This is a genomic window from Brevundimonas variabilis (genome assembly GCF_014199945.1).
In the GTDB taxonomy this organism is placed as follows: domain Bacteria; phylum Pseudomonadota; class Alphaproteobacteria; order Caulobacterales; family Caulobacteraceae; genus Brevundimonas; species Brevundimonas variabilis.
The window spans coordinates 641,807-653,868 of the sequence record NZ_JACHOR010000002.1 but is presented as its reverse complement, the minus strand read 5'-3'; the positions used below and the strand labels follow the sequence as shown (position 1 = coordinate 653,868).

16 protein-coding genes are annotated in these 12,062 nt (G+C 64.0%); all 16 read left to right on the top strand.

The features are described from left to right. The first annotated feature begins 2 nt into the window (after window positions 1–2). Window positions 3–1,538 carry a chlorophyllide a reductase subunit Y gene (bchY, locus tag GGR13_RS07935; protein WP_183212949.1) on the top strand — a complete coding sequence of 512 codons (1,536 nt, stop codon included), beginning with the start codon at window positions 3–5 and terminating at the stop codon, window positions 1,536–1,538. Beyond that, a complete protein-coding gene (bchZ, locus tag GGR13_RS07930; RefSeq protein WP_183212948.1) occupies window positions 1,535–3,016 on the top strand; it encodes a chlorophyllide a reductase subunit Z in 1,482 nt (493 codons plus the stop codon). The genes bchY and bchZ overlap by 4 nt, the downstream gene beginning before the upstream one ends. A gap of 109 nt (window positions 3,017–3,125) precedes the next feature. Further along, entirely contained in the window at window positions 3,126–3,329 is a 204-nt protein-coding gene (gene pufB, locus GGR13_RS07925) for a light-harvesting antenna LH1, beta subunit (RefSeq protein WP_343060315.1), read from the top strand. A gap of 82 nt (window positions 3,330–3,411) precedes the next feature. Then, window positions 3,412–3,585: a light-harvesting antenna LH1, alpha subunit gene (gene pufA, locus GGR13_RS07920; RefSeq protein ID WP_183212947.1), complete on the top strand. Its 174-nt coding sequence runs from the start codon at window positions 3,412–3,414 to the stop codon at window positions 3,583–3,585. A 132-nt stretch (window positions 3,586–3,717) separates the two neighbouring features. Further along, window positions 3,718–4,542, top strand: a complete 825-nt coding sequence (pufL, locus tag GGR13_RS07915; RefSeq protein ID WP_183212946.1) for a photosynthetic reaction center subunit L — start codon at window positions 3,718–3,720, stop codon at window positions 4,540–4,542. A gap of 15 nt (window positions 4,543–4,557) precedes the next feature. After that, window positions 4,558–5,478, top strand: coding sequence for a photosynthetic reaction center subunit M (gene pufM, locus GGR13_RS07910; protein ID WP_183212945.1), 921 nt, complete (start codon window positions 4,558–4,560; stop codon window positions 5,476–5,478). A gap of 100 nt (window positions 5,479–5,578) precedes the next feature. Beyond that, entirely contained in the window at window positions 5,579–5,926 is a 348-nt protein-coding gene (locus GGR13_RS07905) for an ArsC family reductase (RefSeq protein ID WP_183212944.1), read from the top strand. Between the two features lie 113 nt (window positions 5,927–6,039). Further along, entirely contained in the window at window positions 6,040–6,453 is a 414-nt protein-coding gene (locus GGR13_RS07900) for a hypothetical protein (protein ID WP_183212943.1), read from the top strand. A 27-nt stretch (window positions 6,454–6,480) separates the two neighbouring features. Next, complete coding sequence (locus GGR13_RS07895) at window positions 6,481–7,017, top strand: RNA polymerase sigma factor (RefSeq protein WP_343060314.1); 537 nt, start codon at window positions 6,481–6,483, stop codon at window positions 7,015–7,017. Then, a complete protein-coding gene (locus GGR13_RS07890) occupies window positions 7,007–7,309 on the top strand; it encodes a hypothetical protein (protein WP_183212942.1) in 303 nt (100 codons plus the stop codon). Before GGR13_RS07895 ends, GGR13_RS07890 begins: the two co-directional genes overlap by 11 nt. A 135-nt stretch (window positions 7,310–7,444) precedes the next feature. Further along, window positions 7,445–7,825, top strand: a complete 381-nt coding sequence (locus tag GGR13_RS07885) for a DUF6249 domain-containing protein (protein ID WP_183212941.1) — start codon at window positions 7,445–7,447, stop codon at window positions 7,823–7,825. Between the two features lie 26 nt (window positions 7,826–7,851). Then, window positions 7,852–8,409, top strand: coding sequence for an RNA polymerase sigma factor (locus GGR13_RS07880; protein WP_183212939.1), 558 nt, complete (start codon window positions 7,852–7,854; stop codon window positions 8,407–8,409). After that, window positions 8,399–8,818, top strand: coding sequence for a hypothetical protein (locus tag GGR13_RS07875; protein ID WP_183212937.1), 420 nt, complete (start codon window positions 8,399–8,401; stop codon window positions 8,816–8,818). The genes GGR13_RS07880 and GGR13_RS07875 overlap by 11 nt, the downstream gene beginning before the upstream one ends. 92 nt (window positions 8,819–8,910) lie before the next feature. Then, window positions 8,911–9,747 carry a 3-methyl-2-oxobutanoate hydroxymethyltransferase gene (gene panB / locus GGR13_RS07870; protein WP_183212936.1) on the top strand — a complete coding sequence of 279 codons (837 nt, stop codon included), beginning with the start codon at window positions 8,911–8,913 and terminating at the stop codon, window positions 9,745–9,747. Between the two features lie 82 nt (window positions 9,748–9,829). Beyond that, window positions 9,830–10,591, top strand: coding sequence for a tetratricopeptide repeat protein (locus tag GGR13_RS07865; RefSeq protein ID WP_183212934.1), 762 nt, complete (start codon window positions 9,830–9,832; stop codon window positions 10,589–10,591). Between the two features lie 10 nt (window positions 10,592–10,601). Further along, window positions 10,602–12,059 (top strand): PQQ-like beta-propeller repeat protein, encoded by a 1,458-nt coding sequence (locus tag GGR13_RS07860; protein WP_246347736.1) that lies wholly within the window; start codon window positions 10,602–10,604, stop codon window positions 12,057–12,059. The last annotated feature ends 3 nt before the right edge of the window (window positions 12,060–12,062 follow it).

Below are 12,062 nucleotides of genomic sequence, written 5' to 3'. Positions count from 1 at the left end.
CCATGCTCGAGGACACTGCCATCATCGACGACACTGCCGCGGAACCTGTTTCTGCCGAAGGATCCGGCTGCCACGGCGGCAAGGCGGAACTGGCAGCGGCTGCGTCGCGAGCGGGCAAGTCCGAGATTCTGGCGCGCTATGCCAAGGATTATCCGGTCGGCCCGCATGACCAGCCCCAGTCGATGTGCCCCGCCTTCGGTTCGTTGCGCGTCGGCCTGCGAATGCGGCGGACGGCGACGATCCTGTCCGGCTCGGCCTGCTGCGTCTACGGCTTGACGTTCACCAGCCATTTCTACGGGGCCCGCCGTTCGGTGGGCTATGTCCCCTTCAATTCCGAGAGCCTGGTCACCGGCAAGCTGTTCGAGGATATCCGCGAAGCGGTGTTCAAGATGGCGGACCCGGAGCTTTACGACTCGATCGTCGTGACCAACCTGTGTGTCCCGACAGCGTCGGGCGTGCCGCTGCAACTCCTGCCTAAAGAGATCAACGGCGTCCGGATCATTGGCATCGATGTTCCGGGCTTCGGCATTCCGACCCATGCCGAAGCCAAGGATGTGCTGGCCGGCGCGATGTTGAATTACGCCCGCAAGGAAGCCGAGCAGGGCCCTGTTCCTGCACCACAATCGAAACTCGCAAGTGGTCCGGGCAAGCGGACAGTGACCTTGCTGGGCGAGATGTTCCCGGCCGATCCCATGATCATTGGCCGGATGCTGGAGCCGATGGGTCTGGCCGCAGGACCGGTCGTACCGACCCGCGAATGGCGCGAACTCTATGCCGCCCTCGACTGCGCCGTCGTGGCCGCTATCCACCCGTTCTATACGGCCAGCGTGCGCGAGTTCGAGGCCGCCGGCCGCAAGGTCGTCGGATCGGCTCCGGTCGGTCGTGATGGCACGGCCGCCTGGCTTCAGGCCATCGGAGAGGCTTGCGACGTTCCCCAGGCCCAGATCGACGGCATCAAGAACGCCATGGTCGGTGCCATCGGCGCTGCCCTTGCCGGGTCTCCCATCAAGGGCAGGATCACGGTTTCGGGCTACGAAGGCTCCGAGCTTCTGGTCGCCCGGCTGCTGATCGAGAGCGGAGCCGAGGTCGACTATGTCGGCACGGCATGTCCCCAGACGAAATGGTCCGATCCGGATCGCGAATGGCTGGAGTCAAGGGGCGTCACGGTCAACTACCGCGCGTCGCTGGAGCAGGACCTGTCGGCCGTCGATGCCATCCGCCCGGATCTGGCGATCGGCACCACGCCCGTGGTCCAGCATGCCAAGTCGCTTTCCATCCCGGCCCTCTACTTCACTAACCTGATCTCGGCGCGGCCCCTGATGGGCCCGGCCGGCGCGGGATCGCTGGCCCAGGTCATCAATGCCGCCATCGGCAACAAGGCCCGGTTCGACAAGATGAGCGCCTTTTTCGAGGGCGTCGGCACAGGCCATGCGACCGGAATCTGGGAAGACGTCCCGACCGACCGCCCCGAGTTCAAGGCCCGCTACGCCAAGACCATGGCGGCCAAGGCCAAGGCCGAGGAGCACGTCGGAACATGACGCTGATCCTCGATCACGACCGGGCCGGTGGCTACTGGGGTGCCGTCTACGCCTTCACCGCCATCAAGGGCCTTCAGGTCATCATCGACGGCCCGGTGGGCTGCGAGAACCTGCCGGTCACCTCGGTGCTGCACTACACCGATGGCCTGCCTCCGCATGAGCTGCCGATCGTGGTGACCGGGCTTGGCGAAGACGAGCTCGGCCGTCATGGCACCGAGGGTGCGATGAAGCGGGCCTGGAAGACGCTCGATCCCGAACTGCCTTCCGTCGTGGTCACCGGCTCGATCGCCGAGATGATCGGCGGGGGCGTGACGCCCGAAGGCACAAACATCCAGCGCTTCCTGCCGCGGACCATCGACGAGGATCAGTGGCAGGCGGCCGATCGGGCCCTGACCTGGCTCTGGACCCAGTTCGGCCCGAAGAAGATGCCCCGTCCTCGCCCGCTGGCGGAGGGCGAGAAGCCCCGGGTCAACATCATCGGCCCGATGTACGGCACCTTCAACATGCCGTCCGACCTCGCCGAGATCCGGCGTCTGGTCGAAGGCATCGGTGGCCAGGTCAATATGGTCTTCCCGCTGGGAAGCCATCTGGCCGATGTGCGCAATCTGGCCGACGCCGAAGTCAATATCTGCATGTATCGGGAGTTCGGACGCGGCCTGTGCGAGGCGCTCGAGAAGCCTTACCTGCAGGCCCCGATCGGCCTTGAGTCGACGACGCTCTTCCTGCGCATGCTGGGAGAGATGACAGGCCTCGATCCCGAGCCGTTCATCGAGCGCGAGAAGCACACCACGATCAAGCCGCTGTGGGACCTGTGGCGGTCCGTGACGCAGGACTTCTTTGCCACCGCCAGCTTTGCGATCGTGGCCAACGAGACCTACGCCCGTGGCGTGCGGAAATTCCTCGAGGACGACCTCGGCCTGCCGTGCCAGTTCGCCATCTCGCGCTGTGCCGGCACCAAGTCCGACAACGAGGCCGTCATCAAGGCGATCGCGGAAACACCGCCCCTCGTTCTGTTCGGCAGCATCAACGAGCGCATCTATCTGGCCGAGGCTGCAGCACGGTCGGGCGGCGGCGGGCATGGTCCGCAGGCCGTCTGGGTTCCGGCATCCTTCCCCGGAGCCGCGATCCGCCGCCATACGGGCACGCCGTTCATGGGCTATGGCGGTTGCACCTTCCTGGTTCAGGAGGTCTGCAACGCGCTGTTCGATGCCCTGTTCAACATCCTGCCGCTGGCCTCCCAGATGGACAAGGCCGAGCCGACCCTGTCGCGCATCCATGACGAACTTCACTGGGAAGACGAGGCGATGGAGCAGCTGGACAGGCTGGTCGCCGCCCAGCCCGTGATCGTTCGGATTTCTGCCGCCAAGAGGCTTCGCGATGCTGCGGAACGCGCCGCGCGAAATGCCGGCGAGGAGCGGGTCACGCTGGATCGACTGATCGCTGCCAATTCGCTGGTCCTGCAGGGGAGGGCGGCATGAGCCGGCATTCCCCACCAGCCTTTCCCATTGTCCAGGCCGTCTCTCCCGGCCTGGACACGTTTTTCGTCGACGGGTTCGCCCGGTGTCGAAAGCGGTCACGAACTCTCTCGTGGCCGACGTCCGCGATCACCTTGAAGGAGGAACAATGACGCATTTACCTGATAACGGGCCCAGCGAGTCATTGACGGGCCTCACCCCGGAGGCAGCCAAGGAACTCCATGGCCTCTTCGTGGTCAACACCATCAGCTTCACGCTTATTGCGATCGTCGCTCATGGTCTGGTGTGGTTCTGGCGCCCGTGGCTTGGGGCCTGATAGCCCTTTCCACCCATCCAGGATGGCATCTTCCAGATGACATCTAAGCAAGGCCGAGCTTCGGCCATGGAGGACTACGACTATGTGGAGAATCTGGCTTACGTTTGATCCGCGCAGGATCTTCGTCGCTCTTGCCGTCTTTCTGTTTACTCTCGCGCTGCTGATCCATTTCATCCTGCTCAGCTCGCCCCGGTACAACTGGATTGACGGTGCAGAACGGGCTCAGATCGCCGCGGCAGCCGCCGCAGCGCCCTGATCTCGCATCTCGCCAATGGGCGTTCGGGCGGAGGACGAGTGATCGGCCTCCGCCCCCAACGTCCCGGCGGCATTCTGTTTCAATCCTGATGACATCAGCGACGCGCGAGGCGTCGGCTGACCGGAGGCGGTCATGGCTCTTTTGAGTTTTGAGAGAAAGTATAGAGTTCGAGGGGGCACGCTGATCGGCGGCGACCTGTTCGATTTCTGGGTCGGGCCCTTCTACGTCGGCTTCTTTGGCGTCACGACGGCCTTTTTTGCAGCACTGGGAACGGCGCTGATTTTTCTGGGCGCGTCGCAGGGCGATACCTGGAACCCATGGCTGATCACCATCAATCCGCCGGCGCTTGAGTATGGCCTTTCGCTGGCACCAATGCGCGAAGGCGGCATCTGGCAGATCGTCACGATCTGTGCGGTCGGCGCCTTCGTCTCATGGGCGCTGCGCGAGGTAGAGATCTGTCGCAAGCTGGGCATGGGACTGCACGTTCCCATCGCTTTCGGCGTCGCCATCTTTGCCTATGTCACGCTCGTCATCGTTCGACCCGTTCTGCTCGGTGCCTGGGGCCACGGCTTCCCCTATGGCATCTTCAGCCACCTGGATTGGGTCTCGAACGTCGGCTACCAGTATCTGAATTTCCATTACAATCCGGCACATATGATTGCCGTCTCCTTCTTCTTCGCGACGACCATGGCGCTGGCGCTGCACGGGTCGCTCGTGCTGGCAGCCACCAATCCAGGCGGAGGCAAGCCGGTTCGGCAGCCCGAGCACGAAGATACCTTCTTCCGCGACTTCATCGGTTATTCCGTCGGGACGCTGGGTATCCACCGGGTCGGCCTGTTCATGGCCCTTCAGGCCGGGATCTGGAGCGCGATCTGCATCGTCATCAGTGGTCCCTTCTGGGACAAGGGCTGGCCCGAATGGTGGGACGGCTGGCGCAACCTGCCGATCTGGCAATAAGGGGAGGGAGAAATCATGTCTGCCTATCAGAACATCTTCACCCAGGTTCAGGTGCGGTCGCATCCGGAAGCCGGGGTTCCCACGACCGAAAGCGATGACTGGCGCATCGGCACGCCGTTCTTTTCCTACTGGATCGGCAAGATCGGCAATGCCCAGATCGGCCCCATGCACCTCGGATGGACGGGTATCATCTCGCTGTTCAGTGGCTTTCTGGCCTTCGAGATCATCGGGCTGAACATGTTGGCCTCGGTGAACTGGAATCCCATCCGGTTCATTGGCGAACTGCCCTGGCTTGCGCTCAATCCGCCGTCCATTGAACAGGGGCTCAACATTCTGCCGCCCCTGAACGATGGAGGATGGTGGCTGATTGCCGGCTTCTTCCTGACGCTGTCGGTGATCATGTGGTGTGTCCGCAGCTATCTGCGGGCAAAGGCTCTCGGGCTCGGTACCCATACGACCTGGGCTTTCGCTTCAGCCATCTGGCTCTATCTGGTGCTGGGCTTCATCCGCCCGATCATGATGGGATCGTGGAGCGAGGCCGTGCCGTTCGGCATCTTCCCGCACCTTGACTGGACCGGGGCGTTCTCGATCACCTACGGCAACCTGTTCTACAACCCCTTCCACTGTCTCTCGATCGTCTTCCTCTACGGCTCGACCCTGCTGTTTGCCATGCATGCGGCGACCATCCTGGCGACCAGCCGCTATGGCGCAGATCGCGAAGTCGAGCAGATTACGGACCGGGGTACGGGTTCGGAGCGGGCTGCCCTTTTCTGGCGCTGGACCATGGGCTTCAACGCCACGATGGAATCCATCCACCGCTGGGCCTGGTGGTTCGCCGTGCTGACGACCCTGACAGGCGGCATCGGCATCCTTCTGACCGGTACTGTGGTCGACAGCTGGTACGACTGGGCTATCGCGCACAACTACGCGCGCTGATCGAACGATCCACGAGAACGGGCCGGTCGCGAATCTCGCGGCCGGCCTTTTCACGTCTGTCGCCCTGGCCTAACGAAACGCAGAACGCTGGGAGACTGAAATGGCGACGATCTATGGGATCAAGGCCTGTGACACGATGAAGAAGGCGCGCGCCTGGCTGGATGCCCATCAGGTTGAGGTGACGTTCCATGACTACAAGGTCGCCGGGATTGACCGTCTGACCCTCGAACGCTTCGTCGACGTCCATGGCTGGGAAACGGTCCTGAACCGTTCCGGAACCACTTTTCGAAAACTTGCGGAGTCAGACCGTGACGGCTTGGACCGCGACAGGGCCATCGACCTGATGCTGGACCAGCCCTCGATGATCAAGCGGCCCGTGCTCGATCTCGGCGACCGGACGATCGTCGGCTTCAAGCCAGACATCTATGCGGATGCCATGCGCCGGTGATTTGCGGGACGCCGACGCAGCCTTTTTCGGTGGGCCCTGCATCCGTCTGGCGTTTCGGTGACGACTACCTTGCGAAGACGCGGCAACGGGTTGCGTGGTGAGGGGCTCTGACAATGTACGATCTGTTCGCAAATTTCTGGTGGGTGCTTTTTCCGCTTTCAGGCTTTGCCTTCGCCGGTTGGGGGATGTTCCTGCGCTACAAGCGTCAGAAGGCTGTCCTCGATCTGATCCGCAGCTATGTCGAGAATGGCCGTGAGCCACCGGAAAGCCTGTTGGCGCAGATCGAGACGCTGGACGAGGGCCAGTCGGGCTGGATGAGCGGTGGACAGGGGCGGGGGCGAGCACCCACCAACTACTGGTCGCTGGTCGGTCTGTTCACGATGATGGCGGGCGGGTTCGGGATTGCCGCCCTGATGGGGGTTGACGGAGGGTCGGGCGCCTTCGTGATCGTGGCCATGACCATGGGGGCAGTGGCCGTGTGGGCCCTGATCTGTGCTCTGACCCAGAAACGGGACGGCGTGTCCTGAGAGCGTCCGGCGCCGGGAAGCGATCAGGTGGTGGTCCCAACCGATGCCGAGCTTGTGCGCGCAGCGCGCGCGGGATCAGATGCTGCCTTTGGGCGACTGGTTGAACGCCACCAGTCGGTTGTGCGCGGCTTTCTTCGCCGCACTCTCGGTGGGGAGTGGACCGAAGCCGACGACGTGGCGCAGGAGACCTTTTTGGCAGGCTGGCAGTCGCTGAGGTCGCTGAAGGATCCCGCCGGTGTGCGCTCCTGGTTTCTGGGAATCGCCTGGAGGCGGGCACAGGATCGGCTTCGCAGCGGCCGTCGCGCCGCCGAGCGGGATCGATCTTGGCTGGAAACCATCGTCCTTCCCGAAGGCGTATCCCATGAGGATCGGATGGCTTTGGCTTCGGCTCTCGGAGCCTTGCCGCCGGACCAGCGAGCGTGTGTCGCCCTGTGCCTCGCGGACGGTCTTTCGCATTCTGAAGCCGCCGTTGCGCTGAACCTGTCGCTTGGTACGGTCAAATCTCATGTCGCACGGGGACGAACCCGCCTGCTCGCAGCCCTTGGAGGGTCCAGTGTCGCCTGAACAAAAGCTGGACCAGTTGTTGGGGCGTGCCGCGCCTCCGGTGCGGGATATCGGGTTCCTGACCGAAGTCGCGCAGCGGGTCGCCCTGCGGCGCGCATGGTTGGGAGCGGCCGCCATGCTGCCGTGGCTGGTGATCAGCTGTGTGCTGATGTGGGCGATCGCGCCCTCCATGCTCGAACTCTGGCCGGACCTGTCTGCGGTGATTGCCATGCCGGTCGGGGCTTTGGCGGGATCGGCATGGCTTGCGATCAGCGCAGTGTGGCTGACCCGGAGGCTGAGCCGGACGCACTGAGACACCTGGATCGTGTCCAGGTGACACCTTACGAACATTTCATGTCGATTGGCGCATCTGCTGGCGCATCCCGACGCCTCTTGTTGTCAGAAGGCCGGGGCATCAGGCCCGGGTCGGGACCTTGAGGACAAGATTATGGACGGAAGTTTTCTGATACCGATCGCGATGTTCGGAATGATCGCGCTGATCGTGATTGTGCCGGCATGGCTCAAGAGCCGTGAGCGGCGCGAAATGCAGGCCACCCTGCGGACCGCCATCGACAAGGGCCAGCCCCTGCCGACGGATGTGGTCGAGGCCCTGAGCCGTGAGAACATCAAGCCACCCGCCACGGCGACACGAGACCTGCGGGTGGGCGTCATCCTGCTGGCCGTCAGCATCGGTATCGCCCTGATGGGCTATCTGATCAGTTTCGAGGAGATGGACGCCTTCTACCCGATCAGCGGCATGGCTGCGATCCCGGGCATGATCGGACTCGCATTCGTCGTCCTGAGCGCCTTCAACAAGAACAAGGACTGAGTCTGGGTCAGACAGGGGGATCTGTAATGACCAAGGCCTTGATCGACCTGCACGATGTCGAACTCGCCGCCCTTGCGGCGGCGGGTGGACGTCGCGAGTTCGGCGAACTCGTCCGTCGGCATGGCTCGGCGGTCAGAGGGCTGCTGCGTCGCATGGGGGCCCAGCCTTCTGAAGCCGACGACGTGGCCCAGGACGCCTTTCTGCAGGCGTTTGAGAAATGTGCCGAGTTCCGGGGCGAGGGGACATTCGCCTCCTGGGTCAAGCGGATAGCGGCGCGGCTTTATCTGAAGCGCAAGGCCCGAAACGCCCGTTACGTCGCCGAGGTCGAGACCGAGGAGACGGCACCCTTGGTCGATACGCCGGGTCTGGTCGATCTGGACGAGGCGTTGAAGGCCCTCAGCGAAACCGAAAGGCTGTGCGTGTCCTTGTGTCATGGTGCCGGCCTCTCACATCCGGAAATCGCGGCCGCCTTGAAACTGCCGCTGGGTACGGTGAAGTCTCATGTCAAACGTGGTCTGGATAAACTCCGCGTCCGGCTTCAGCCGGAACCGGCATCCTACGGGAGGACGTCTCATGTCGGCTGACGAGTTTGATCCGTTCGTGGAACGCGCTTTCGCTCGCAGTCCGAGGATGGCTGACGAGGCCCTTTTCGCGGCCGGGATCGAGGCGAAGCTGGCATCGAGCACGCGGCTCCGCACCTTGGCCCTGACCCTGGCTGGACTGACGGGTGGTATCGTGGCCGTTCGACAGTCCCTGAGTTCGGCGGTCGATCTGGGAACCGCTGCGGTCACGGCCCCCGTCCGCTCACTGGGGCAGGGACTCCAGAACGCCAATCAGGATGCGCAGCTTTCAATGCAGCCCGTGCTGGATCAGGTGGGGCTTTCGGACATGGTGTTCGGGTCCATGGGCGGCATGTCGCTCTTCTGGATCGGCACGGCGGCCCTGGTCGCTGTGGCCATTGCGGGCGCGATGAAGCTGTCCCAGGAAATCTGAGCCAGCGTTCGGTCCGGTCGGTTGCTCCGCGCCGGAGGATGACGAAGGGCGCGCATTGCTGGTATCGGTCGCACTCGCCTAGGAGACCGCCCATGTCCGCCCAGACCCCGCAGACCACCCGCCGCCTTGCCGCGCCCGACATCATGAAGCGCAAGGGCGGTGAGCCCATCGTCTGCCTGACGGCCTATGATGCCCCGACGGCCGCGCTGCTGGACGATCATTGCGATCTGCTGCTGGTCGGCGACAGCGTCGGCATGGTGGTCCATGGCATGCCCAATACGGTCGGCGTGACCCTGGATATGATGATCCTGCATGGCCAGGCCGTCATGCGGGGCTCGAAGCGGGCCATGGTCGTGGTCGATATGCCATTCGGTTCCTACGAGGGCGGCAAGGAAATCGCCTACGAGAATTGCGCCCGCGTGATGAAGGAAACCGGGGCCCAGGCGATCAAGCTGGAGAGCGGGCCCACGGTGCCGGAGACGATCGCCTATCTGGTCCAGCGCGGTATCCCGGTCATGGGTCATGTTGGGCTGCGTCCTCAGGCCGTGCTCACCGAAGGCGCCTTCAAGGCGAAGGGGCGGACGGATGACGAACGCCTGCGTGTGATCGCCGAGGCCGAAGCGACGGCCGACGCCGGCGCGTTCGCCGTCGTGATCGAAGGGACAGCAGAGGGCGTCGCGCGCGAGATCACCGAAGTCATCGACAAGCCGACGATCGGCATCGGAGCGTCCGCAGCCTGCGACGGACAGATCCTCGTGACGCCCGACATGCTGGGGCTTTTCGACTGGACCCCGAAATTCGTGCGCAGATACGCCGACCTGAGAGGTGAAATCGACCGTGCCGTCGCCAGCTATGCCGAAGATGTCCGTGCTCGCCGTTTTCCTGCCGAAGTCGAGACCTACTTCTCCAAAAAGCACGTCACGCCGTAATCCCTTTACGTTGCGGCGCGGAAGCTGACCCTCTAGGGTCCGCGCCGATTGGCTTTGCAGCGATTTTTGGGGCAACGTTTCCGTGGTTGATGTCTTCGAACAGGTCGAGGAGGAGCTTCGCTCCGAACGCTACAAGCGTCTGGCGAGGACCTGGCTGCCCGTTGTGGGTGGTGTCCTGCTGGTGGCACTGATCGGTGCCCTTGCATGGTGGGGCTGGCAGTCCTGGGAAACCTCCAAGGCCGAGAAGGCCGCGGTGGCCTATCAGACGGGGCTCGAGGCTCTGGAAGCCGGTAACCCTGCCGCTGCCGACGTTGCCTTCACCCAGGCGGTCGATAACGGAAACGCGGCCTACAAGTCGCTGGCGCTCCAGCAACGCGCTGGCGTGGCCGTGGCCAACAACAAGATTCCCGAAGCGATTGCCTTCCTCGATGAGGCCGCCAAGGCCGATGGCGATGAGCTTCTCGCTGATCCGGCGCGGTTGAAGGCCGCGATGCTGCTCATGGACACTGGCACGCTGGCGGATATCGAAGCGCGCCTGACCCCCTTGACCCAGGAGGGGCGTCCGTTGCGTCCCTTTGCCCAGGAGGCGCTGGCCATGGCGCGCCTGCAGAACGGTCAACTGCCGCAGGCTCGCGAACTGTTCGTGCTGCTGAGCCTCGGCCAGGACATTCCGGAATCCATTCAGCAAAAAGCCTCTGCGGCGATCGCCATGATCGATTCCGGTGCAGCCGCCGGCCTGGCCGATATCGTCAAGGCTCAGGCCGCCTTGCCGGTTCAGACGCCGGGTGCAGCAGCCCAGGTTCCTGCCGCGGGTCCGCCGACAGCCCCGCAGACGGCTCAGTGATTCCCCAGTGATGATTTCCACGACCGGAGACCGGATGACGACCATGAACCGCGCGCTGAAGGTCGCCCTCATCTGCGGCGTAGCGCTGAGCGTCACCGCCTGCGGCACCGTCCGCCGCGTCCTGCCTTTCGGCCTGGGTGGCGCGGACGCGCCCGCCGCAACGGCCAGCGAGGGCACGCGTGTTTCCGTGCTGGAGTTCGAGCAGGCGCTCACACCGTCGGCCGCCCTCAGTGGGCGTGACTTCTTCCTGCCCGGGCCTGTTGCGGCCACGGCCTGGCCGCTGCCCGGTGGTAATGCCGGGAACAATGTGGAGCATGTGATTGCCGCGCCGGCGTTCACGGTGGCCTGGCGTCGCGACATCGGGGCCGGCTCGGCCAACAGTCGCCAGGTCATGGCCCCCGTGGTTGCCGATGGGGGGCGCGTGTTCGTCATGGATGGCGAAGCCCAGGTTTCGGCGGTTGACGCCAACACCGGCCAGATCGTCTGGCAGGTCGACGTCAAGCGAACCGAGCGCGAGGCTGGTCGCTCGATCTTCGGCATCGGTCTTGGCGGTGGTGGAACCGGCAGCGGAGGTTTCGGCGGCGGTGTGGCCGTTGGCGCTGGACGGGTGTTCGTCGCATCGGGCTACCGGTCCATGACAGCGCTGGACGCGGCCACCGGCGCGGTGATCTGGACCCAGACGGTCGACTCACCCATCCACGGTGCGCCGACCGTATCGGGCAACCGGGTCTATGTCGTCGATGTCGACAACCAGATCATCGCCTTCAACACCGCCAATGGGCAGCAGGACTGGTCCTATCGCGGGATCGTCGAGCCTGCCCGCATCCTGCGGGCCTCGTCGCCGGCGGTGAGCGGTGACACGGTGATCGCACCCTTCTCTTCGGGAGAGGTCGTCGCCTTGCGAGCCGCCAATGGACAGCCTGTCTGGTCCGAAGTCCTGTCGCGCACCAGCCGTACCAGCGCCCTGTCCGAGATTCGCGACATCGCCGGCCGGCCCGTGATTTCACGGGGTTTCGTCTATGCCGTCAGCCACTCCGGCGTCATGCAGGCCATGGATATCCGTTCGGGCCAGGCGAAATGGTCTCTACCAGTCGCGGGGGTCAACGCGCCTTTGCCAGCGGGTGATGTGGTCTATGTCGTGTCCAAGTCGGGAGAACTGACCCTGGTCAACCGCGACACCGGAGCGATCTACTGGACCCGCGATCTGAACGAAGGCCTCGTGCGTCAGGAGGGGGGGCTGTTCGGCTTCTTCGACCGGACGGTGAGACCGGAATGGTCAGGGCCGGTGCTGGCTTCCAACCGGCTGGTGCTCGTGAACTCGGACGGCAATCTGGTCGGGTTTGATCCGAAGACGGGTCTCCAGACGGCCTCTGTCAATGTCGGCGGAGCCTCGTACATCGCGCCAGCGGCCTACAATGGTGCGCTCTACGTCCTGACCGACAAGGGTCAACTCGTCAGCATCCGCTGACGT

Coding starts and splice junctions, on each gene's coding strand:
- pufM (WP_183212945.1), top strand. CDS start 4,558: ATGTCTGCCTATCAGAACATCTTCACCCAGGTTCAGGTGCGGTCGCAT.
- bchY (WP_183212949.1), top strand. CDS start 3: ATGCTCGAGGACACTGCCATCATCGACGACACTGCCGCGGAACCTGTT.
- GGR13_RS07905 (WP_183212944.1), top strand. CDS start 5,579: ATGGCGACGATCTATGGGATCAAGGCCTGTGACACGATGAAGAAGGCG.
- bchZ (WP_183212948.1), top strand. CDS start 1,535: ATGACGCTGATCCTCGATCACGACCGGGCCGGTGGCTACTGGGGTGCC.
- panB (WP_183212936.1), top strand. CDS start 8,911: ATGTCCGCCCAGACCCCGCAGACCACCCGCCGCCTTGCCGCGCCCGAC.
- GGR13_RS07880 (WP_183212939.1), top strand. CDS start 7,852: ATGACCAAGGCCTTGATCGACCTGCACGATGTCGAACTCGCCGCCCTT.
- pufA (WP_183212947.1), top strand. CDS start 3,412: ATGTGGAGAATCTGGCTTACGTTTGATCCGCGCAGGATCTTCGTCGCT.
- GGR13_RS07900 (WP_183212943.1), top strand. CDS start 6,040: ATGTACGATCTGTTCGCAAATTTCTGGTGGGTGCTTTTTCCGCTTTCA.
- GGR13_RS07860 (WP_246347736.1), top strand. CDS start 10,602: ATGATTTCCACGACCGGAGACCGGATGACGACCATGAACCGCGCGCTG.
- GGR13_RS07885 (WP_183212941.1), top strand. CDS start 7,445: ATGGACGGAAGTTTTCTGATACCGATCGCGATGTTCGGAATGATCGCG.
- pufL (WP_183212946.1), top strand. CDS start 3,718: ATGGCTCTTTTGAGTTTTGAGAGAAAGTATAGAGTTCGAGGGGGCACG.
- GGR13_RS07875 (WP_183212937.1), top strand. CDS start 8,399: ATGTCGGCTGACGAGTTTGATCCGTTCGTGGAACGCGCTTTCGCTCGC.